The 23,145-nt window shown below is 29.9% G+C and carries 22 protein-coding genes; 9 read left to right on the top strand and 13 right to left on the bottom strand.

What is annotated here, in order from left to right; translation table 11 throughout:
• Positions 1-10 precede the first annotated feature (10 nt).
• Positions 11-1,354, bottom strand: coding sequence for a transporter (locus ACTPNM_RS12050; RefSeq protein WP_440122021.1), 1,344 nt, complete (start codon positions 1,352-1,354; stop codon positions 11-13).
• A 140-nt stretch (positions 1,355-1,494) separates the two neighbouring features.
• On the opposite strand from ACTPNM_RS12050, the gene ACTPNM_RS12045 reads away from it, so the two are divergent.
• Positions 1,495-1,776, top strand: coding sequence for a DUF4834 family protein (locus ACTPNM_RS12045; protein ID WP_440122020.1), 282 nt, complete (start codon positions 1,495-1,497; stop codon positions 1,774-1,776).
• 2 nt (positions 1,777-1,778) lie between these two features.
• Complete coding sequence (locus tag ACTPNM_RS12040) at positions 1,779-4,172, top strand: YfhO family protein (protein WP_440122018.1); 2,394 nt, start codon at positions 1,779-1,781, stop codon at positions 4,170-4,172.
• Here ACTPNM_RS12040 and ACTPNM_RS12035 read toward each other — a convergent pair.
• The gene (locus ACTPNM_RS12035) at positions 4,169-5,857 is read right to left on the bottom strand and encodes a helix-turn-helix domain-containing protein (protein ID WP_440122017.1); all 1,689 of its coding nucleotides are present in this window, start codon (positions 5,855-5,857) and stop codon (positions 4,169-4,171) included. The genes ACTPNM_RS12040 and ACTPNM_RS12035 overlap by 4 nt on opposite strands.
• Positions 5,858-6,175: 318 nt before the next feature.
• Between ACTPNM_RS12035 and ACTPNM_RS12030 the strand changes: the two genes are divergently transcribed.
• The 5 genes from ACTPNM_RS12030 to ACTPNM_RS12010 are packed head-to-tail and all read left to right on the top strand — an operon-like array spanning position 6,176 to position 11,743.
• The gene (locus ACTPNM_RS12030) at positions 6,176-6,703 is read left to right on the top strand and encodes a methyltransferase (protein WP_415269760.1); all 528 of its coding nucleotides are present in this window, start codon (positions 6,176-6,178) and stop codon (positions 6,701-6,703) included.
• Positions 6,700-7,872, top strand: coding sequence for a glycosyltransferase family 4 protein (locus ACTPNM_RS12025; RefSeq protein WP_440122016.1), 1,173 nt, complete (start codon positions 6,700-6,702; stop codon positions 7,870-7,872). The genes ACTPNM_RS12030 and ACTPNM_RS12025 overlap by 4 nt, the downstream gene beginning before the upstream one ends.
• A gap of 1 nt (position 7,873) precedes the next feature.
• Positions 7,874-9,154, top strand: coding sequence for a glycosyltransferase family 4 protein (locus tag ACTPNM_RS12020; protein WP_440122014.1), 1,281 nt, complete (start codon positions 7,874-7,876; stop codon positions 9,152-9,154).
• Positions 9,151-10,236, top strand: a complete 1,086-nt coding sequence (gene wecB, locus ACTPNM_RS12015) for a non-hydrolyzing UDP-N-acetylglucosamine 2-epimerase (protein ID WP_440122012.1) — start codon at positions 9,151-9,153, stop codon at positions 10,234-10,236. The genes ACTPNM_RS12020 and wecB overlap by 4 nt, the downstream gene beginning before the upstream one ends.
• A 1-nt stretch (position 10,237) precedes the next feature.
• Positions 10,238-11,743 carry a lipopolysaccharide biosynthesis protein gene (locus ACTPNM_RS12010; RefSeq protein ID WP_440122011.1) on the top strand — a complete coding sequence of 502 codons (1,506 nt, stop codon included), beginning with the start codon at positions 10,238-10,240 and terminating at the stop codon, positions 11,741-11,743.
• A 131-nt stretch (positions 11,744-11,874) separates the two neighbouring features.
• On the opposite strand, the gene ACTPNM_RS12005 is transcribed toward ACTPNM_RS12010, so the two are convergent.
• The 10 genes from ACTPNM_RS12005 to ACTPNM_RS11960 all read right to left on the bottom strand — a co-directional run bounded on the left by ACTPNM_RS12005 (position 11,875) and on the right by ACTPNM_RS11960 (position 20,756).
• A complete protein-coding gene (locus ACTPNM_RS12005; protein ID WP_440122010.1) occupies positions 11,875-12,453 on the bottom strand; it encodes a Crp/Fnr family transcriptional regulator in 579 nt (192 codons plus the stop codon).
• 186 nt (positions 12,454-12,639) lie between these two features.
• Entirely contained in the window at positions 12,640-13,212 is a 573-nt protein-coding gene (locus ACTPNM_RS12000; RefSeq protein ID WP_440122009.1) for a Crp/Fnr family transcriptional regulator, read from the bottom strand.
• A 37-nt stretch (positions 13,213-13,249) separates the two neighbouring features.
• Complete coding sequence (locus tag ACTPNM_RS11995; RefSeq protein ID WP_440122008.1) at positions 13,250-13,870, bottom strand: WbqC family protein; 621 nt, start codon at positions 13,868-13,870, stop codon at positions 13,250-13,252.
• Positions 13,870-15,450, bottom strand: a complete 1,581-nt coding sequence (lepB, locus tag ACTPNM_RS11990; RefSeq protein ID WP_440122007.1) for a signal peptidase I — start codon at positions 15,448-15,450, stop codon at positions 13,870-13,872. The genes ACTPNM_RS11995 and lepB overlap by 1 nt, the downstream gene beginning before the upstream one ends.
• A 78-nt stretch (positions 15,451-15,528) precedes the next feature.
• Positions 15,529-16,230: a 4-hydroxy-tetrahydrodipicolinate reductase gene (dapB, locus tag ACTPNM_RS11985; protein WP_440122006.1), complete on the bottom strand. Its 702-nt coding sequence runs from the start codon at positions 16,228-16,230 to the stop codon at positions 15,529-15,531.
• A 1-nt stretch (position 16,231) separates the two neighbouring features.
• A complete protein-coding gene (locus ACTPNM_RS11980) occupies positions 16,232-16,768 on the bottom strand; it encodes a DUF5683 domain-containing protein (RefSeq protein ID WP_440122005.1) in 537 nt (178 codons plus the stop codon).
• 42 nt (positions 16,769-16,810) lie between these two features.
• Positions 16,811-17,698 (bottom strand): ParB/RepB/Spo0J family partition protein, encoded by an 888-nt coding sequence (locus ACTPNM_RS11975; RefSeq protein WP_047789667.1) that lies wholly within the window; start codon positions 17,696-17,698, stop codon positions 16,811-16,813.
• Positions 17,699-17,707: 9 nt separating this feature from the next.
• Complete coding sequence (locus tag ACTPNM_RS11970; protein ID WP_274640403.1) at positions 17,708-18,472, bottom strand: ParA family protein; 765 nt, start codon at positions 18,470-18,472, stop codon at positions 17,708-17,710.
• Positions 18,473-18,606: 134 nt separating this feature from the next.
• Positions 18,607-19,725: a DNA polymerase III subunit beta gene (dnaN, locus tag ACTPNM_RS11965; RefSeq protein WP_115900742.1), complete on the bottom strand. Its 1,119-nt coding sequence runs from the start codon at positions 19,723-19,725 to the stop codon at positions 18,607-18,609.
• 86 nt (positions 19,726-19,811) lie between these two features.
• Positions 19,812-20,756 (bottom strand): lipid A deacylase LpxR family protein, encoded by a 945-nt coding sequence (locus ACTPNM_RS11960; RefSeq protein WP_440122002.1) that lies wholly within the window; start codon positions 20,754-20,756, stop codon positions 19,812-19,814.
• A gap of 68 nt (positions 20,757-20,824) precedes the next feature.
• Here ACTPNM_RS11960 and ppk2 (ACTPNM_RS11955) point away from each other — a divergent pair, with 68 nt between their 5' ends.
• Both ppk2 (ACTPNM_RS11955) and ppk2 (ACTPNM_RS11950) read left to right on the top strand, forming a co-directional pair.
• A complete protein-coding gene (ppk2, locus tag ACTPNM_RS11955) occupies positions 20,825-21,682 on the top strand; it encodes a polyphosphate kinase 2 (protein ID WP_440122000.1) in 858 nt (285 codons plus the stop codon).
• Between the two features lie 2 nt (positions 21,683-21,684).
• Positions 21,685-22,464 carry a polyphosphate kinase 2 gene (ppk2, locus tag ACTPNM_RS11950; protein ID WP_440121999.1) on the top strand — a complete coding sequence of 260 codons (780 nt, stop codon included), beginning with the start codon at positions 21,685-21,687 and terminating at the stop codon, positions 22,462-22,464.
• Between the two features lie 3 nt (positions 22,465-22,467).
• Here the strand turns inward: ppk2 (ACTPNM_RS11950) and ACTPNM_RS11945 are convergent, their stop codons facing one another.
• Positions 22,468-23,103, bottom strand: coding sequence for a hypothetical protein (locus ACTPNM_RS11945; protein WP_440121998.1), 636 nt, complete (start codon positions 23,101-23,103; stop codon positions 22,468-22,470).
• Positions 23,104-23,145 lie beyond the last annotated feature (42 nt).

The raw sequence follows: 23,145 nt of genomic DNA, 5'->3' as shown, positions 1-23,145 counted from the left end.
TTTAAGGCTTTTAATTATCCTCCTTTTCTTTTTCCTTCTCTTTCTCTTCTTGTTCTTCTTTTTTTATTTCTTCTTCTAGCTTTTTAATCTCCTTTTCAAGTTTTAAACGTTCTTTTTCTTTACGTTTCGCTTCTTTTTCTTCTTCTTTTTTAATTTGTTTTTCAAGCTTTAAACGTTCTTTTTCTTTACGTTTAGCCTCTTTTTCTGCTTTCTTTTTAGCTTTTTTAGCGGCTTTTCTTTCTTCTTTAGCAGTCTTTTTCTTTTGTTTTTTGTCTTCTTTAACAATCACATCAACTAAAGATCCTTGACGTTCTCTCTTAGGTTTTTCATTTAAAAGCTCTCCATTATTAGAGTCGGTATCTAAATCTACTTTTCGTTTGTCTTTTTTAGAAAATAATTTACCTACTTTACTAAACATACGACCAAAGAAGTTTCTATCCTCGTCATATTTAACAGGCTTTTCTTTTTCAATTTTGTTTCCGAATTCATCTATTTCAACAAAATCGTCTTTATGCCTATTAAGCCTGTATGATACTCCTAAAGAACTATAAATTCCAATTTCATCTTGTTGTAAATTAGCTCTTAGTGAAGCATTAAACTGTAAGTTTTCACTAAAAAGATAGGCAGCTCCAGCTCCTATGTTAGTTTTTTTCTCGTATTCTTCAAATATACCTTGTATTTCAGCAAAACCAGACCAATAATCATCAAAGTTATAAGTACCTGTTACTATGTAAGAAAATTGAGAAAAATCAGTACCAATATAATCATAATGAAGGTTGGTAATAACATTTAGCTTGTCAGAAAATTCATTTTGTAATAAAATACCAACTTTAGGACTAAACCCACCTCTTTCATGGTAATCGGTTAAAAAGCTTCCAATATTTATTCCAGCAGAAACACCAATATGTGGTATCCACCTTTTCCAGTCGAAAGAATGTCTTTTTTTCCAACTTCTTATTTCTTTGCTTTTATCATCATATTTAGGAGCATAAATCATATACTTAGCACCTAAGCTAAATTGGCTTAACCCAGTTTTATTATAAGATGATTCAAAAATATTTTTAAAAGCAACTTTATCTCTTTGTAAAGAAGTATTAAAATTAAGTTCTAGCTTTTCAGAAATAAAACTGGTTCTAAAAAATAAATTTAAACCTAGTGCTTCAGGGTTACTAAAGGTAGGTGTAGCATTCATTTTTCTATAAAAAACACTTGTTTCAAACTGATAAACTCCCGAGCCAACACTATAAGGGCTTTCAGAGAAACCTGGCCTATTTGAATTTATAACAGGTGTATATTGCGCGTTAGCAGTTAAAATTGAGCAAAAAACAAAAAGGATAAGAAGTTTCTTAATCATATAATAAATCCAAATTTTCAGGTTGTACAAACATACGTAAAAATACAATTACCTATATAATATAAGTTTTGTAAACTCTTAACGCTTCCTTTTGCTTCAAATTGTTATTTTTGATTGATTTTTTTATTTTAAGAAAAAAGATGACATATATAAATGAAGCTGGACCTGTGAATTTTTTAAAAACCATATTAATTATTCTGTTAGTTTATTATGCTATTAAGTTTTTAGCAAAACTTTTTGGACCATACTTAATAAAAAAAGCAGTAGACAAAGTACAAAAGAAAGCTGAGCAACAGTATAGAAACCAACAACAAGCATCTGATGTTGAAGTTGGAAAGACTGTTATTGATAAAAAGCCAAATAATTCGAAAGAAAGTAATAATTCTGTTGGCGAGTACGTTGACTATGAAGAAATAGACTAACCATGAACTTAAAGAAATTTTTACCGTTTGCAATAGCAATTATTGTTTTTGCAATAGCATCCGTATTGTATTTTAATCCGGTTTTAAGCGGAAAACAAATTAAACAAAGTGACATTACCCAGTTTATAGGAATGTCAAAAGATGTAAAAGAGTATAGAGCTGAAAAAGGAGAAGAGCCGTATTGGTTAGATAATGCTTTTAGCGGAATGCCAGCATATCAAGTAAGTGCTTATTATCCTAATGATTTTGTGCGTTATATTGATAAAGCTATTCGTTTTTTACCTAGACCAGCAGATTATCTTTTCTTATATTTTTTAAGTTTTTTCTTGCTGTTAACAGCTTTAAAGGTAGATTGGAAGCTAGCTGTTTTAGGAAGTTTATCCTTTGGTTTTTCTACTTATTTGATAATTATTTTTGGAGCAGGTCATAATGCAAAAGCACATGCTATAGGTTATATGCCCATGGTTGTAGCTGGAGTTATTTATATTTTCAGAAAACGATATCTATTAGGATTTGTTTTAACAGCTTTAGCAATGGCTTTAGAAGTTTATTCAAATCACCCACAGATGACTTATTATTTAGGGTTTTGTTTGTTGATTTTAGCTATTGTAGAGTTTGTAGAAGCTTTCAAAGCTAAAACACTACCTATATTTTTTAAACAAGCAGCTATTTTGGTCGCAGCAATGTTAATTGGTATTGGAGCCAATTCTACTAGGTTGTTAGCTATGAAAGAATATGCTGATTATAGTACACGAGGTAAATCGGAGTTAACAATTACTCCTGATGGGATGCCTAAAGAAAAATCTTCTGGATTAGATAAGGAATACATAACAGAGTATAGTTATGGTATTGCTGAAACATTTAATTTAATGATTCCTCGTTTTATGGGAGGAGGAACAGTTGAAGAGTTAGGTGAGAGCTCTAATTTTTATCAAGTTTTAGAACAAAATGCAGGTAGAAGTGTAGCAAAAGATTATTCTAGTCAAGTTTTAACTTATTGGGGAAAACAACCTATTGTTGAAGCACCAGCTTATATTGGTGTAATTGTTTTTTTCTTATTCTTTTTAGGAATTTTCTTAGTAAAAGGACGATTAAAATATTGGTTGGTTGCAGCCACTATTTTTTCCATTGTATTAAGTTGGGGTAAAAATTTCTCTATAATAACGAACTTTTTTATCGACTATGTTCCTTTGTATAATAAGTTTAGAGCAGTTTCGTCTATTCAAGTAATTGCAGAATTATGTGTTCCGTTGTTAGGAGTTCTAGCATTGAAAGAATTTTTCTCTTCTGAGAATTCTTCTGAAGAAAAAGAAAATGCAATAAAAAAGGCTTTTTATATAGTAGGAGGAATTTCGTTGTTGTTTTTGTTGTTTGGGGCTAGCTTATTTGCTTTTGAAGGATTACGTGATGCGCAATATCAACAACTTCCAGAATTAATTGATGCTTTAATTGCAGATAGAAAATCAATGTTATTTAACGATAGTTTACGTTCTCTTTTATTAGTTTTAGCTGTTGCAGGAATGTTATGGGCTTATTTAAAAGGAAAACTGAAGCAAGTGTCTGTGTTAATTGTATTGGGGGGACTCATAATTTTTGATTTAGTATCAATAGATGCTAATTATGTTAATAAAGAAGATTTTACATCAGCAAGAAGAGTGCAAAAGCCATTTACAGCAACAAAAGCTGATATAGAAATTTTAAAAGATAAAGAATATTATAGAGTTGTTAATTTTAGTGTAAGTCCTATGCAAGATGGTAGAACTTCATATTTCCATAATTCAATAGGAGGGTACCATGCTGCAAAAATGAAACGTTATCAAGAGTTGTTTGATTATCAAATAGCTAAAAATAATATGGAAGTACTAAATATGTTAAATACCAAGTACTTTATTATTAGTGATGAACAATTTCAAGAAAACCCTAAAGCGAACGGAAACGCATGGTTTGTAAACTCTTTAAAAGAGGTTAATTCAGCTAATGAAGAAATTGTAACATTAGATAGTTTGAATACTAAATTAGAAGCGGTTATTAACTCAAAGGAGTTTAAAGTAGAAGTTGATACATTTCAAAAAGATTCAACAGCTACTATTTCTTTAGTAAAGAAAGATCTTACTGAATTGGTGTATGAGTCAAATACAAATTCAAATCAATTTGCTGTATTTTCGGAAATTTATTATAAAGATGGATGGAATGCTTATATTGATGGAAAAAGTGTACCATACTATAGAATAAACTATGTTTTAAGAGGAATGGAGGTTCCTAAAGGAAAACATACTATAACTTTTAAATATGAGCCTAGAGTAATAAAAAGAGGAAGTTTATTGTCTTTATTCTGTTATGCTTTATTACTGATAATCCCTATTGGTTGGTTTGTAATAAAAAGAAAGAAGAACTAATTCTCAATACTTTTTAAAAAAGCAGAAGGAGTTATACCAATGTGTTTTTTAAATGCTCTTGTAAAAGCAGATGCATTGGTATAGCCTATTTCTTCAGCTATGGCTTGTATAGAATATTTTCTAAAGTTTTTGTCTGTCTTTAACTTTTCTACCACATAGTTAATCTTTAGCTTAGTACAGTATTGCTTAAAAGATTCATCATGATGTTTATTAAAAACAAATGAAATATATGTAGTGTTAGTATCGAGCTTTTCTGCAATGTAATTAATTGAAAATTCAGGTTTTAAAAAGTCTAAACTTTCAGTTACGTTTTTAAATTCATTAAGAATTTTGGTTTCTAAAGCCTCATCAATATTGTACTCTTTTCTTTCAGTTTCTATAGGTTTGTTTTTATTCATTATTAAAATAAGCTCTTTTTTCTTTTCTTTCTCTTTATTTAATAGATAAAAGGTGATAATAATAAAAGTTAATAGTAATACTATAAAAGAAATAATAAGATTTCGTTGCTTTTTAGCTTCTCTTTTTTCTATAGTTTTGTTGAGTTGTTGAGCTTGTTCAAAGTTATTATTGTAAAATAAATTAAAAGTTTTATCCTTAGTGTTTTTTGCGAGGTTATACTGATCTAAAGTAAGTTTAGAATATTTATAAGCGCTATCTAATTTATTTAAGTTGTTATATTCCTTTGAAAGTATATCGTAAATGGTAATAAGTTTACTTGTTTCGCATTTTTTATGATTCTTTAAGAGTTTGTTTGAATAATAAATAGCAGAATCAGGTTTTTTCAAGTTGTGAAAGCAGATAGCTTTTTGAAAATACTCTCTGTGAAAATAAGGGTATCCGTTACTTATATTTTTATAATTGTTAATTAAATCAATGGCTTTGGAAAATTCTTTTCTAGCCATTAAAACTTCAGTTTTTCTTAAGTTATAAAAGATTTTAGAGTCCTTATGCTCAGGTATAAACTGTTGAGTTATTTTATAAGCTTTGTTAAAATAGTAATCAGCCGAATCTAGATAAGCTTTATTTGGCTTTTTATTGTTAATAGACATATAAGTGTTTCCTAGGCAATTAAAAGAATTAGCCTTCCATTGAAGAAAAAAGCTATTCTTTTGAACACTTTTTAAAATAGGGTTTTTAGATTCAGAGATAGTGTTTAATAATATAGCTTTCGATTTTTCTTGCATGTTAAGCTTATTTTTTATCACAGCTTTACTGAGTGCAAGACCTAACTTATTTCTAATCCATTTTTGATCTTGAATAGGATGATTTAATATTTCATGTTCATACTTTATGAGAATAGAGTATGCTTCTTCATATTTTTCTTGGTTTTTTTTAAGCCAAAAAAGTCTATTTAAGGCAGCAATCTTCCTGTCAATAAGGCAAGTCAAATTTTCCACCTTTAACAAAGAGTCTACTTGTTTTATTACATTGATAGATATTGTTTCAGCCTTATCATATTTTTTTAATCTATAAAAACCATAAGCTCTACCAGTAGAGGCCACTATTTTTTTACAGATATCGTTAGAGTTTTCTAATTTATCACAATAAAAAAATAAGCTATCACTATTAATGTTTTTATAAAAGTCAATTTTACTATGATTTATAGAGTCTAAATACTTTGTTTGGGAAATTATTTTTAAAGAAGAGAATAAGGTTATAAGTATTATAATTATAAATCTGGTCATCTTAATATAAATAAGTCAAATAAAGAAAGTTCTTTTTCTAAAAAACATATGCAACAACTCCAAATATACATTATTTTAATGATGCTTTTTATAAAATACGGTATATAATGTTTTTTTTATAAGTGAAACAATAATATGTTTGTAGCATGTAAAACGTACTAATTAATATAAGTACGAGTTGCTATGGAAAACTAAATAGTTAAAAGCGAAGGGGTAATCTTTCGCTTTTGTTTTTTATGGAATGTTACTCAATTCTATTTTAAGCATTGTTGTTCGAAATGATAAAATAGTAATACATTTGTTATTAAAATAATGTTCATGTATTCTAAACTACCTCAAAAAAGATATAAGCACACACTTGAGTTTTTACAAAAGCATCTTCCTGCACCTGCTATCATACTAGATTTAGGAGTTCGTAACCCCTTTTCTGAAATAATGGAAGAGAACGGTTACACAGTTTATAATACTAATGGGGAAGATTTAGATTTGTTACCAGAAATAGTAAAAGAGTATAAAGTAGATGCTGTAACAGCTTTTGAAATTTTTGAGCATTTGTTAGCTCCTTTCAATGTGTTAAGAGAAATTGAGGCAACAAAAATAATAACAACTATTCCGTTAAAATTGTGGTTTACGAGTGCTTACAGGAGTAAAACAGATATGTGGGATAGACATTATCATGAGTTTGAAGATTGGCAGTATGATTGGTTATTAGAAAAATCAGGATGGAATATTGTTGATACGAAAAAATGGACTAGCCCAATTAATAAGTTTGGAATTAGACCTGTTTTAAGAAAATATACTCCTAGATATTATGCTGTATACGCCGAAAAAGCTAATGTGAAATGAGAATAGGAATGATTTTAGATAAAACATTTCCTCCAGATCCTAGAGTGCAAAATGAAGCTATAGAGCTTATAAAAGCAGGTCATGAGGTTTTTTTGTTTTGTTTAACCTATACTAATGAACCTTCAGAAGAGTTTATAAATGAGATAAAGGTAAAGAGATATAAATCTAATAAGTTAGAGTATAAATTATCAGCTTTAGCTTATACTATACCATTATATTCTATTCTAATGAAAAAAAAGATAACTCATTTTCTTAATAAATATGCTATAGAAGCGATTCATGTGCATGATATAGTTGTTGCAGAAGCAGTTTTATTAGCTAATAAAAAAAAGCAAATACCATTTATATTAGATTTACATGAGAATAGGCCTGAGATAATGAAGTTTTATCCTCACTTAAAAAAGTTTCCACAAAGTATTTTAATATCAACTAACAAATGGAAGAAGAAAGAAGAGGAGTTTATTAAAAGAGCCAGTAAACTAATAGTTGTTACAGAAGAGGCAAAAAATGAAATATTAGGAAGAGTTAAAATAGCATCAAAAAAAATTTTTATAGTTCCTAATACTGTTAGAAAATCTTTTTTTAAATCATTAAATAAACTTAAAGAACATACAATAAAAAATAGTTTTAACTTATTGTATATTGGTGATACGGGTGAAAGACGAGGATTAAAAACAGTAATAAAAAGCTTACCTGTTTTAAAAAAGGATATAAAAAACATCAAAATAGTTATAGTAGGAAACGTAAATGACGATTTAAAAGCATTAGTAAAGGAGTTAGATGTAGAGAAATACGTTAGTTTTGAAGGTTGGCAGAATGAAGTGACATTCCCAAGTTATATAAGTAATAGTGATATTTGTTTATCCCCACTACATAGAAATATTCACCATGATACTACACATGCAAATAAGTTATTTCAATATATGAGCTTAGGGAAACCTTTATTAGTTAGTGATGCCACAGCTCAAAAAAATATAATTGAAAAAGTAGAAGGAGGATTAGTACACGAAGAAAAAAATGTGGCTGATTTTACAAAGAAGGTTTTAACTCTGTACAAAGAGGAACAATTAAGAGAAAGACTAGGGAAGAATGGTGAAGCTTTTGTTAGAAATGAATTCACATGGGATAAAACTTCTAAAGAATTAATAAACTTATACAATAGTTTATAATTTGAAAGTATTAATAATTACATATTATTGGGTGCCTTCTGGAGGTTCTGGTGTACAACGATGGTTGAAGTTTGTAAAATATTTAAGAGATTTTAATATTGAACCAGTAGTTTTTACTGTTGACGGGGCAACATACCCGATTATAGATGAATCACTAAAAAAAGATATCCCTAAGAATTTAGAAGTATTTAAAACTCCGATATGGGAACCTAATGATTTATTATCTGTTTTTAAGAAAAAAGAAACAAAAACAAGTGCAGGATTTCTAGATCCTAATCCAAGTTTTACAGGGAAGGTTATGCAGTATATTCGTGCTAACTATTTTATTCCTGATGCACGTAAATTTTGGGTAAAACCTTCAGTTAAAAAGCTAAAAAGACATTTAAAAGAAAATAATATTGATGCTATTATAACTACTGGACCACCTCATAGTTTACATTTAATTGGGTTGCAATTAAAAAAAGAATTAGGAGTAAAATGGATTGCAGATTTTAGAGACCCCTGGACAGATATTGATTATTTTCATCAATTACCTTTAACTGAAAAATCTAAAATAAAACATTATAAGCTAGAGGAGGAAGTCCTAAAATATGCTGATGCAAGTTTGGTGGTGGGGGAAACAATGAAAATGAATTATCAAAAATTTTCCAAAAATATTCACGTTATAACCAATGGATTTGATTCTGAATTGAATGATAAAGAAAACGTTGTTCTAGATAAAAAATTTTCAATAACGCATATAGGCTTGATGAATGCTGATAGAAATCCTAAGGTTTTGTGGAAAGCTTTATCAGAGTTATGTGTAGAAAATAATGAATTTACAGAAGACTTAGAAATTAAACTTATAGGAAAAGTAGCTAAAGAAGTTGAAAAAACTTTAGAACGATATCAGTTTAAAAATATTACAAAAATTGCTTATGTTCCTCACCAAGAAGTACAGCAACACCAAAGAAAATCACAGGTCTTATTGTTAGCAGTAAATAAAGTGCCAAGTGCTAAAGGGATTATAACAGGTAAAATTTTTGAATATTTACAAGCAAAACGTCCTATCTTAGCAGTAGGTCCAGAAGATGGTGATTTAGCAAAGATATTGGCTAAAACTAATTCAGGGACTATTGTTAATTTTGATGATGTAGTAAAAATGAAAAAAGAAATTAAACTTTTCTATAATCAATATAAGAAAGGAATTTTAGAAGTTAATTCTGAAAACATAGAGCAATATCATCGAAAAAAGCTAACTGAAAAATTATCTATCATATTAAAACAAGTCGTTAATTCTTGAAAAAAATAGTAACTATATTAGGTGCACGTCCGCAATTTATAAAGGGAGCCGTGTTAAGTAGAGTGGTTCAAAAACACAATGAAGTTGAAGAAGTAATAGTGCATACAGGACAACATTTTGATGCAAACATGAGCGCTGTTTTTTTTGAAGAAATGCAAATTCCGAAACCGAAATACAATCTTAACATTAATGGACTGAATCATGGGGCAATGACGGGGCAAATGCTAGAAAAAATTGAAGAAATTTTACTAACGGAAAAGCCTAATGTAGTTGTTGTATACGGAGATACTAATTCAACTTTAGCTGGAGCTTTAGCAGCAAAAAAACTTCATATCAAAGTAGTGCATATTGAAGCAGGATTACGTTCATTTAATATGCTAATGCCTGAAGAAATTAACCGTATTTTAACTGATAGAATAGGAGATTTACTAAGTTGCCCAACAGATATTGCTGTGTCAAATTTAAGAAATGAAGGCTTTGATAGTTTTGATATCTTGATAGAGAAGCACGGTGATATAATGAAAGATGCTGTAGAGTTTTATAGTCAAGTTTCAGAAGAGAAGTCAACTATTATTAAAGACTTAGGTTTAAAGAAAAAAGAGTTTGTGTTAGCAACAATCCACCGTCAAGAAAATACAGATAGTGAAGGTAAGCTAACTAATATTTTCTCTGCTCTAGAAGAGATTCATAAAACAAAAGAAGTGATACTTCCTTTGCATCCGAGAACAAAAAAGATGTTAGAGAAATACCAATTGCAACCAAACGTTACTTTTATAGAACCTGTAGGTTATTTTTCAATGTTAGAGTTGTTAAAAAACTGTAGCTTGGTTATTACTGATAGTGGAGGATTACAAAAAGAGGCTTTCTTTAATAAGAAGTTTTGTATAATAATAAGGGATGAAACAGAGTGGAAAGAATTAGTAGATAATGGTTATGCAACTATAATTGGAGCTAATGCAAAAAAAATAGAAAATTATTTCCAACAGTTTTTAGCGACAACAAAAGATTTTAAAGAGCAGTTGTATGGAGAGAATGTAGGAGAAAAAATATATCAATCAATACTAAAGTTAATAAAAGAATAAATTGGGAATTGTATTTAAACAATCATTCAGAAACACCTTAATAATTTATTTAGGATTTTTAATTGGAGGTATTAATACCCTAGTATTATATACACGATTTTTAGGTGATGAGTATTATGGGTTAGCAACCTATGTATTTTCTGCTTCAAATTTAATAATGCCCATAACAGCTTTCGGAGTTCATTTTACTATAATAAAGTTTTTTTCAGGGTATACATCGAAGGTAGAAAAAGATAAGTTTTTAAGCACCATAATTTTTTTACCATTATTCATAGCAATTCCAATAGGGTATTTTTGGAATTTCTTTCATGATTGGATTATGAGTTATGTAGTAGAAAGTGGAGCTAATGAGAATTTAATAATTGAAGACTACACAATCTATATTTATATAATAGCTGTTGCATGTGCTTATTTTGAAGTGTTTTACTCTTGGGCAAGGGTACAAATGCAGTCAGTTTTTGGAAATCTTTTAAAAGAATTATACAATAGAGTGGCAGTAATGGTTTTGCTTTTAGCTGTGTACTTTAATGTAATATCTAAAGAAGAGTTTTTAATTTATATGTCGGTAGCATATATATTTAGAGTTTTACTAATGATGACATACGCTTTTCGTTTGTATACACCAAAATTTACATTTAGTTTACCAAGTAACTTTAAAGAAGTATTGAGATATACTTTTTATATTATTTTAGCAGGTAGTGCTGGGGCTATTATTTTAGATATAGATAAAGTAATGATACCAGGCAAAGAAGGTTTTGCTACAGCTGCATATTATACAGTAGCTGTGTTTATAGGATCGTTTATAGAAGCCCCAAGCAGAGCTATGGGACAAATTTTACAGCCATTAACCTCTAAGGCACTTAATGAAAATAATCCTAAAGAAACAGAGAATTTATACAAAAAAAGTTCTATTAACTTATTGTTGATTGGTGGACTGTTTTTTGTCCTAGTGAATTGTAATGTGGAGGAATTATTCAGGCTGATGCCGAATAAAAATTATGGAAAAGAAGGAGTACTAGTAGTATTATTAATCTCGTCTGCAAAGTTATTTTTAATGTCATTAGGTAGTAATGGTGCTATTATAAGCAATTCTAAATTTTATCGTATTACTTTACCTGTAGGTTTAGGAATGGCCTTTTCTGTATATTTTTTAAATATTTACTTTTTTAATGATTTAGAAATGGGAACGAAAGGATTAGCACTAGCAACGCTTATTACAGTTTTAATATTTAATACATTTAAACTATGGTTTGTAAAAGAAAAGTTTAATATGACGCCTTTTACTAATAAAACATTTTTAATGATTCTTATTGTCTTAATAATGTTTTTAGGATTTAATTTTTGGAACTTTTCAATACCTGAGTTTTACTTTTCAGACTTTCCAATTCACCCCATAATAAACATTATTTTAAAAAGTATACTAATTATTACAGTTTATGTTTTTGTAGTAGTAAAGTTATCCATTTCAGAACAGATAAATAATTTAGTAAAAAGGTATATAAAATAAAAAGACCTGCACACAAAGGGAACAAGTCTTTTCTTAATAATAAGGGGGAATGAAACATTAAAAAGGGGGAAATGTTTCGCTGACAAATATATATAAAATAAGTAAACAGCCTCTTAATTTATGTTAAAAAATTATTGATTTTTTAGTTTTTTCTTGATTCTACTGAGTTGTACAGGAGAAATGTTTAAATATGAAGCAATGTGTCGTTGTGTAATTAGTTTATCAATATTTGGTATTCTTTTTTTTAGAGCTATATATCTTTCTGTTGAAGTAAGTGTGGAAATATTCAAAAGTAGTTCTTCAGCTATTAAATATGCGTTTTCTAGTGCTTTTATGTAGAATAAACTAAATTCTTTATGTTTTAATGTTAGCTTTATAAGCTTATTAAAATCTCCCTTATAACCTTTTATGTTTGTTAAGGCTTGATAGTTAACTTCCGAGGGGATTTTTTGCATCATTGCAGAGTTTGCTCCAGAAATATCACCAGAAATAAAAAAAGCCCTAGTGGTTTCTGTTCCTTTTTCATTCAATAAATAAGACCGCATAATTCCTGTTTTGATTATAAAAAAATCATTTGAGTATTCTCCTTCTTTCGTGAGAATTTCTTTAGGTTTTAACTCTGTAAATGTAACTATGCCTTCAAATAGAGAAACTAAATAATCGGGCAAGTCAACGTAGAGATGAACAAAGTTTTTTATATCATCATTCATAATTAACAAGTTATATGATAATAGTGAGGGTAAATTACTAAGTTAATAAAAAACTTTTAGTTATTGAAGTAAAAATACAGACCTAACTTTAAGGGGAAATTAGGTCTGAATATGATAAGGGGTATGTAACTTGTTAAGTACAAAAACAAATTTAGAACAGTTTTATAGTATAACCATTAACATATGTTAATAAATAAAACTAGATCTAATTCTACTAAGTTGAACTGGTGTAATATTGAGGTAAGAAGCTATATGGTATTGACTAATGAAATTATCAATGTTTGGATAGTTTTCTTGGAGTTTTTTGTACCTCTGAGTAGCATCCAACATCTGTAACTCTAAAATTTTGGATTCTTCCCTAATATATATGTTTTGTAGTATTTTGTAGTGAAAAATAGAAATCTCATGATATTGTAAAGAAAGACTATAAAAATCTTGATAATTACATTCTAAAACTTCACAGTCAGTTAAGCATTCATAAATTAATTCAGAAGGCTCGTTTTTAATTAAAGCACCCAAATTACCTGATGTAATTACGGGAGTGTAAAGAGTTTTTGTGTGTTCTTTTCCTTTGGAGTCTACGTTATATGACCTTATAATTCCTTCTTTTAAGATATATACATTTGTGGGCATCTGACCTAAAGAAACTAGCTCATAATTTTTAGGAAACTTCTTTATAGATAAAATAGCAAATATTTTATTTAAAGCAGCTTCAGATAAAGGATGAAAATTTTGCGAAAACTCTCTAAAAAACTCCATAAGTAAAATAATGAAAGAATGAAATAACTAGAGGGGGTTATTCCAAATTTACATTAATTTTTTCTAAAAAGCTAATAGTATTAGGGCCTTCCATGAAAAGGAGATCCAAAATAGATAAATTTGGTATGAACCCATATTTATCATCAAACATTTGAACATAAGAATCCATTTCTATTTCAACCCCTTTTTTAGCAATTGCTAAAGATCTGAAATCAGTTTTTTCAGGGCTTAATTCGTAACTAGTTGTTTTACTAAATTGTTGATCAATTTGTAAGGCATCTGCTACAAATAAATGAGTATCAATATTTAGGTCTTGTAAAAAGGTGTATTTTTTACTGAAAATAGTGTGTAAATCATCTTCAAAAAATTCAAAAAAAGGAGAAGAGCGATAGGCTGATTGTAACGACTTAAAATGTTGCTGTTGCCAAGGAAAATCATTTTCCACTAACGTGTCTTTTGTCTTTTTTCTACCGTCTTTTGTTTTGTGTTTAACAGGAATATTTAAGGCAAGTTTACCGTTAGCTCCATAAATATAACAGCGATTACGGTAGGTTTGCTTTTGATAATTATCTTCTACTTCAAAAGTTATTACGTCTGATTTATAGATTGCAGCATACTGTGAAATAGGAGCAAAGTACGTAGGGATAAAAAGTGACATTACGCTTTCTTCTTTTTACTTTTTCTAAAACTATATACAGTATAACCTCCAATTAATAATAAAACTAACCAAAGATAAGAAACAGGCTTACCACTACCTCCAACAGTAGTAAACATTCTATCCCAACGAATAGAGTTTAATTTGGCAATAAAATTAGGTGCGTTAGCATCCCAACTTAACCAAATCATTACAGGTTTACCAACCACGTGGTCAAAAGGTACGTATCCCCAATTTCTAGCGTCTAATGAGCGTTGACGATTGTCACCCATCATCCAGTAGTAATCTTGCTTAAAAGTATATTCTTTTGCCTTCTTACCATTAATGTAAATGTCATCTCCAAAGATTGTTAAGTTGTTATTCTCATATCTACGAATAATTTGCTCATAAAAAGGTATGGTTTTAGAGTTTAGTTCTACCGTAGCTCCTTTTTTAGGGATATATATAGGTCCAAAGTTATCAGTAGACCAAGCATATCTTGGGTCGTGAGGAAAAACAGATTTATCATAAGTTCCTTTTGGAGTTATGTGCTTTTCAATGTTTTTTACAATAGGGTTTTTAGCTATTAAAGCAGCTTCTTCATCAGTTAAATTCAATACATATTTATCTCCTTGCATTCCCCATTCTCTGATGTTGTATCTCTTTACAGAACCTTCACTAAATTTTTCACCGTTAGTGTCCACAATATGTAACCATTGTGGCTTTGCTCTATCAGGTAATACCGTTTTTTCTCCATTAATAAACACATAACCATCACGCACTTCTAAGCTATCACCAGGAGTACCTACAGCACGTTTTACATAGTTAGTACGTTTATCAATAGGTTTATAAGTGAATTTTCCAGAATTATCACCCCACATTGTAGCTAAGGAATCTGAAGGCCAGCTAAAAACAACTATATCGTTACGTTTAATTTTTTGAAAACCAGGAACACGCATGTAAGGTAATGACAGTTTATTTAGTAAACCATCTTTATTTTTATCATCAGATAAAAATGATTTTACACCTAATCCAGGAATTGTGTCATGTGCCATAGGTGCTGCGATTGTAGTCATAGGAACACGTGCACCATAATGAAATTTACTTACAAACAAGTAATCACCAACTAATAAGGTTTTTTCTAACGATGATGTAGGGATGGTGTAAGGCTGCATAAAATAAGTATGCACTAAAGTAGCAGCAATAATAGCAAAAGCAATAGAACTTACCCATTCACCTAAAGGAGATCTAGGTTTTAAACTTCTGTTTTCTATATGCTCTGCATTTGTAAAGTAGTTGATATAATAGATGTATAACCCTAAAGTTAGAATAGCTAAGATGGTGTCAGGTCTTTTATTAAAGCCAAAACTTCTACATGTTTCAACCCAAATAATAGGAAACATTAATAGGTTAACGATAGGAATAAACAATAAAACTACCCACCATTTTGGGCGATTTATTATTTGCATTAGTACTATTGCATTATATACAGGCACAGCTGCTTCCCAAGCTTTTTTACCAGCTCTAGTATATAGTTTCCAAGTACCTAAAAAATGAATAACTTGTATAAGTAAGAAGAATAAAAACCATTCAGTAAATGTCATAATCTATATATTTTGTATTTCCTTGCAAGGAATAAATTCAATATTATTTGTGTGCTTTTAGAGTTTTTTGTTACGCTATTAACCTAAGTTTAACACATCTCGCATAGTAAAAACACCTGTTTTACCATTTAACCATTCAGCAGCAATTACTGCACCTAAAGCAAAACCTTGACGATTATGAGCGGTGTGTTTAATATCAATTGTATCTACTTCAGAGTTATAAGTTACAGTATGAGTACCTGGAACATCTGGAGTTCGGATAGCTTTGATAGAAATATTTTCGTCTGATGTTTTTTTATCTAGCTCCCAAGCTTTTTTGTTTGTGTTTTCAATAACACCTTCAGCTAATGTAATTGCAGTACCACTAGGGGCGTCTAGCTTCTTAGTATGATGGATTTCTTCAATAGAAACATTGTATTGCTCTAAAGTACTCATCATTTTAGCAAGTTGTTTGTTTAGCTCAAAGAAAACATTAACACCTAAACTAAAGTTAGAGGCATAAATAAAAGCACCGTTTTTTTTATTACATAAATCAACAATATCGTTGTATTTATCTAACCAGCCAGTAGTTCCAGAAATAACTGGTACATTATTTTTAATACAGTTGCTTATGTTGTCATATGCAGAAGAAGGAATACTAAAATCAATAACTACATCAGCTTTTGTAATGTCGTAATTATTTTCTCCTGTAGATTTAATAACGATTTCATGTCCTCTTTGTAAAGCAATTTTTTCAATTTCTTTACCCATTCTACCATAACCAAGTAAGGCTATTTTCATTTTAAAAAGAATATTTTAGTGTTAAACCAACCTTTGGTGCTTCAATAAATAATGGATCTGGAGTTATTACTGGTTTTACAGATAAGCTATCATCTGTGTCAAATTGTAATAAGTGTGCGTTAACACTAGCTTCAACAATTTGTAAAACGTATAAAAGTACACCAGTTAATAATGATAAATCTCTATTTTTTCGTAAAGTTTTTTGAGCACTTTCTAAACCAGCAGTAGAAATAAGAACAGTTCCATCCTCTCTGGTAAATTCGTCTTTTAACCCTTGTTTACGAAGCTTAAAAGCTGTTCGGTAACGATCATATTGATCACTATTATCAATATAAAAATAAGCACTGGCGCCCATTGCTGCCCATACTATTGGAGCTTTCCAATATTTTCCATTATAAATTTGTCCACCTCCAGGAAAAATAGCCGAATAAAAAGCTGCTTTTGAAGGAGATAAAGGGTTGTATTTGTCGCTAGTTAATTGAAGCTGTTTTGCCCTAACGGCAATAGAATCTTTTTGAGCAAATGTATTTTGAAACAAAAAAAGACTAAAAAAAACGAATATGATTGTACGTATGTTCAATTACTTTAATAAGTTTTTAATACGATTAAAGTCTTCTTCTGAATGAAAAGGGATAGAAATTTTACCTTTTCCACGATTGTTCACCGTAACGTCAATTTTATGTCCGAAATAGTCGCTAATATCCTTAACACTTTCAGAAATATAATTAGGTAAAGCTTTCTTTTTAGCTGTTTTAGCAACCTTACCAGCTTTTAAGTTTTTTACTAGCTCTTCTGTTTGACGTACCGATAGTTTATCACGAACAATTTTTTCATAAATGTTTAATTGATCAGAATTACTATCAACATTAATTAAAGCACGACCGTGTCCCATTGAAATAAACCCATCACGCATTCCTGTCTGAATAATTGGGTCTAACTTAAGTAAACGCAAATAGTTAGTAACTGTAGAACGTTTTTTACCTACACGAGTACTTAATTCTTCTTGTGTAAGTTGAATTTCATCAATTAAACGTTGATAAGAAAGAGCAACTTCAATTGGGTCTAAATTTTTACGCTGGATATTTTCTACCAACGCCATTTCTAACATTTCCTGGTCGTTAGCTAAACGAATATAAGCAGGAACTGTTTTGTTACCAATAAGTTTAGAAGCTCTAAAACGACGCTCTCCAGAAACTAATTGGAATTTATCACTAGATAGTTTACGTACAGTAATAGGCTGAATAACTCCTAATTCTTTAATAGAACTAGCTAGTTCGCGCAACGCTTCTTCATCAAAATAAGTTCTAGGTTGGTATGGGTTTACGTCTATTGAGTTTATATCAATCTCAATAATATTTCCAACTAACTTATCTGCATTTTTGTCTTCTGCTGAATTTACTTCTGCAGTTTCTTTTAATAATGCTGATAAACCTCTACCTAAAGCTTGTTTTTTTGTTGCTTTTGCCATTTACAGTGATTATACGTTTTTAGTTAAAATTTCGTTCGCCAAATTTAAGTAATTTACGGCACCTTTACTCGTTGCATCGTATGAAATTATACTTTCTCCATAACTTGGTGCCTCACTTAAACGAATGTTTCTATGTACTATTGTTTCAAAAACCATAGAACTGAAGTGTTTACGTACTTCATCTACCACTTGGTTTGACAAGCGTAAACGAGAATCAAACATGGTTAATAATAAACCTTCTATTTCTAGTTCTTGATTATGTATTTTTTGAACACTCTTAATAGTATTTAATAGTTTTCCTAAACCTTCTAAAGCAAAATATTCACATTGAATAGGGATAACAACAGAGTCAGCTGCAACAAGAGAGTTTAAGGTAATTAAACCTAAAGATGGAGCGCAATCAATTAAAATAAAATCGTAATCATCTTTAATGTCCTCTAACGCATTTTTTAACATGTACTCGCGTTGTTGCTTGTCTACCAATTCAATTTCAATGGCTACTAAATCAATATGAGCAGGGATTAAGTCAACGTTAGGAGAGTCTGTTTTTAAAACAGTATCCTTAGCAGGAATTGTATGTTCTAATACCTGATAAGTTCCAATTTCTACACTTTCAACGTCTAAACCTAAACCAGAAGTAGCATTTGCTTGGGGATCAGCATCAATTAATAATACTTTTTTTTCTAAAACACCTAAAGCCGCAGCTAAGTTTACAGATGTAGTAGTTTTACCTACGCCACCTTTTTGATTTGCAATTGCAATAATTCTACCCATTATAATTTATAAAGTTTGAAAGAGGTAAATTTACAATTATTTATCATTTTTGAAAGAGAAAGACGTTAATAAAATTACAAAAGCCACAGAGTTTTGATTCTGTGGCTTTTGTAATTTTATATATTAAGAATTTATTACCCGTTTAGCATCACAGGCATAACAAGCATAGTTACTAGTTCACCTTCTTCAGTTCCATCAATTGGAGTTAAAATTCCAGCTCTATTTGGTAAACTCATTTCAATTAAAACATCGTTAGAGTTTAAGTTGTTCAACATTTCACTTAAAAAACGAGAGTTGAATCCAATTTGCATGTCATCTCCTTGATAATCACAATTCAATCGTTCGTCAGCTTTATTAGAGTAATCTAAATCTTCCGCAGAAATATTTAACTCGGTACCAGCCATTTTTAAACGAATTTGATGTGTAGTCTTACTAGAGAAAATAGATACACGACGAACAGAGTTTAAAAAAGAAGCTCTATCTACTGTTAATTTATTTGGGTTTTCTTTTGGTATAACTGCTTCGTAATTAGGGTATTTTCCATCAATTAATCGACAGATTAATACTACGTTGTCAAAAGTAAACTTAGCATTGGTATCGTTATACTCAATAGTTACGTTATTTTCTGAACCTCCTAAAATACCTTTTAATAGGTTTAAAGGTTTTTTAGGCATGATAAACTCAGCCGACTTATCAGCAGTAATATCAGTACGGGTATATTTTACTAACTTATGAGCGTCAGTAGCTACAAAAGTTAATTCTTTTGAATTGAACTGAAAAAACACACCACTCATTACTGGACGTAAATCATCGTTACCAGCAGCGAAAATAGTTTTTGATATAGCTGTAGCTAAAATGTTTGATGGAATTTCCGTACTACTTGGAGAAGGTAATTCTACAGCCTTAGGGAATTCATCACCACTAAAATAAGCCATGTCATATTTTCCTTGCTCAGAAATAATTTCAATAGTATTATCTCCTTCAACCTTAAAAGTAAGTGGTTGCTCAGGAAATGTTTTTAAAGTATCTAATAATAAACGAGCATTTATAGCAATCGCTCCAGTATCAGTACTTTCTACCTCAATAACTGAAGACATAGTAGTCTCAAGGTCAGAAGCAGATATTTTTAATTCGTTTTCAGATAGTTCAAATAAAAAGTTATCTAAAATTGGTAACGTGTTATTGCTATTTATAACCCCACCTAAAACTTGTAGTTGTTTTAATAATTGTGAGCTAGATACGATAAATTTCATTTAGTAATTTTTCTATTTATTAGACTTACAAATATATCTTAATTTGATGATTTTAAAAATTATTTTTTTATGGGTGTGCAATAAGCTTAATTAAACTGATAATTTAACTGTATTGTGCCGTAAAAATTCCCTTTAGGAACACGCGAACTTTTAAGTTTTTTAGTATGATAATTTATAGCATAACCAAAATTAAAACGATTACTTGTAAAACGAATTCCAAACTCTGTTGTAAACTTAAAAGGTTCTACGTCAAATGTAACAGGACTATTGTTGTTAAAAAAGCTACCTTCTATAGTGGCGTCATAGGCTACATAATGTATCATTGGTTTTAAGTATAAAAAGACTTCAGCTTTATTCTCGAAGTTTGTGTTTTGATTATTTAGATTTCCGTGAAAAGCAATAGAGTTAATAATACTTTCTAAAGGTTTGAAACCAATACGAGTGTATAGACCGGTTGATAAATCAGTATAAACAGTACCTAATCTGGCAGAGTTAGTCCAATTAAGATCAAAAACATTGTCTTTAGTTATTTTTTTTATATAATCAGCCTTTAAGTTAAGAGCAAAAGCATCTTTTATTTGGTACTCCCATCCAGTAGCTTCTCTAAAACCATACATTTTATGAATAATGCCTTGCAGTTCTTCGCTTAAAGAAGATGAACCGATGACACCTATTTGTATGGTTGTTTTTAAAATAGATTCATTTGTGTAAAACCTGTTTATGCCTATGCTACCAAATAAATAACCAGCAAAGGGACGATCATGTTCTTCAACGGTTTCTACGATAGCTTTATAAGGAGTGTACATATGATGCCCTAATTGAATTTCATATACTTTTTTATCAAGGTTTTCTACCTGTTGTTTGCTTAGAAAGCGGTATGTTAAAAAAGCTCCATTGGTATAATATCTGTCTTGGTAAGTAGAGGTGTATAAATCATTATCATTTATAAAACTGAACTCTTTTGAATATTTGTTTTGTGAGAAAGAAGAAAGACAAAATAAGATAAATAAAAGTAGTATATTTTTTTTCATAGCTGTAAATATCGTATTATTTTAGCACAACCTTGGTTAAATTATTAAGAAGAATAATTAATAGACTTATGAAAGAAGAACCTGTATTAACAATTGAAGATTTTGAAAATGTTTCAACAAATAAAGAGTTGTTGGCTATAATTAAAGAAAAGGGAATTTCTATAAGTAAGGTTAAGGTTAAATTAGATTATGAAGAAGAGTTAAGGAAATTACAGATAGAATTGGTAAAACTTCAACGATGGATTGCGAAAAATAAAAAAAGAGTAGCAGTAATTTTTGAAGGAAGAGACGCAGCAGGGAAAGGAGGAAGTATTCGACGTTTTATGGAACATATGAACCCGCGTTCTACTCGTTTGGTAGCTTTAAATAAGCCTACAGAAGTAGAAAAAGGGCAATGGTACTTTCAGCGTTACATTAAAGAATTGCCAAATCCAGGTGAAATAGTTTTTTTTGATCGTAGCTGGTATAATAGAGCAGTAGTAGAGCCTGTAATGGGGTTTTGTACCGATGATCAGTATCAGAATTTTTTGGTGCAAGTACCAGAGTTTGAACATATGTTATATGAAGATGGGGTGGTGGTTATAAAGTTTTGGCTTTCAATTTCAAAAGATGAGCAATTACGTCGTTTCAATTCTCGAAATAACAACCCATTAAAACGTTGGAAGTTTAGTCCTGTAGATAAAAGAGGACAAGAATTATGGGATAGATATAGTTACTATAAAAACGAAATGTTTAGTAAAACACATACAGCTTACAGTCCGTGGATAGTAGTAAAGACGAATAATAAAAAAGAAGCAAGAGTTGAGTGTATGCGTCATGTATTATCTCAGTTTGATTACGACGGAAAGGAAGAAGCTCAAACGATTTTAACACCAGATCCAAATATTGTAATGCGTTATTATCGTTCAGTAAAACATTTAGATTAAGAATGGGAAAGTTAACTCAAAGAGACGTAAATAAACTAAATACAACTAGAGGCTTAAAAGCTTTATTGTCGAAATCTTTTAATTTAGAAAGAGCAATTCGATATGTTGATTATGAAAGAAAACTAAAAAAATTACAAGTTGAAATAATTCGTTTACAGGCTTGGGCAATAAAAGAAAATGAACGAATAATTGTAATTTTTGAAGGAAGAGATGCTGCGGGAAAAGGTGGAGCAATACGTAGAATAACAGAGCGTATTAACCCTCGTCATATGCGAATTGTAGCACTTCCAAAACCAAATGAAGATCAAAAAACTCAGTGGTATTTTCAGCGATATGTAGAGCAGTTTCCTAAAGCAGGAGAAATAGTTTTTTTTGATAGAAGTTGGTATAATCGAGCGGTTGTTGAACCTGTTAATGGTTTTTGTACGCAAGAAGAATATGAGATTTTTATGAATCAGGTAAATGATTTTGAACGTATGATCTTAGAATCAGGTATTCGTTTGGTGAAAATTTACATGTCTATCAATAAAAAAGAACAAGCGAAACGATTTAGTGATATAAAAAACAATCCATTAAAACAATGGAAAATGACACCTGTAGATGAAAAAGCTCAAGAGCTTTGGGATGATTATACAGAATACAAAAAGGCCATGTTTTCAAAAACAAACACAGAAATATCTCCTTGGAAAGTTATTCGAGCAAATAGAAAAACAATAGCAAGAATAAATGTGATTAATTACATACTAGAAAGAATACCTTACGATAAAAGTATAGAGGTATAAAAACTAAGATAATTTTTGTTGAATATTTTCAAAAATAAAAAACAACTCACCAGCAATTTGTTTGCTTGTTTCTAGATATGTTTCTTCAGTTAAATCAGTATTGTCTGATGCTTTAGGGTCGTTATAAGGTAGGTGAAAACGCTCAATTGCATCAGGAATATACGGGCAATTTTGATCAGCGTTATCACAAGTGGTAATAGCGATAAAAGGATAACTGTTTTGAGGGTGATCGTATAATTTTGAAAAACCTAAGATAGATTTTTTAGTTCCGTTAAAGGAAACCAAATATCTTGGGTTTTGATGAGAAAAATCAACTACACTAAAAGTAAAACCAGTTTTTTGTAAGCATTTCACAGTATTTCTATGAAAAGAAGTAGTTTCTGTTCCGCCAGAATAAGTAAACATATTCTTTAAGTTGAAATATTCAATAGCAAAGAAACTCCATACTTGTGCTAATTGACTTCTACGAGAATTATGAGTACAAATAAAGTTTAAATTTATTTTCTCTCTATCAAGATACTCTTCAAGAATAGTATCAGTTATTTCAAGTAATAAATCTTTTCGCTCTTCAGTAAGGATTAACTCTTTTCTTGCTTCCTCAAAAAAAATTTTTGTATTAATATTCTTAGTGTTTATCATTTATTTGCAGTTCTTTTGCAGAGTATAATTATTTGCAAAAAT

It is taken from the genome of Tenacibaculum sp. Ill (genome assembly GCF_051938915.1).
Classification (GTDB): domain Bacteria; phylum Bacteroidota; class Bacteroidia; order Flavobacteriales; family Flavobacteriaceae; genus Polaribacter; species Polaribacter larymnensis.
This window is presented reverse-complemented; position numbering and strand designations above follow the sequence as displayed.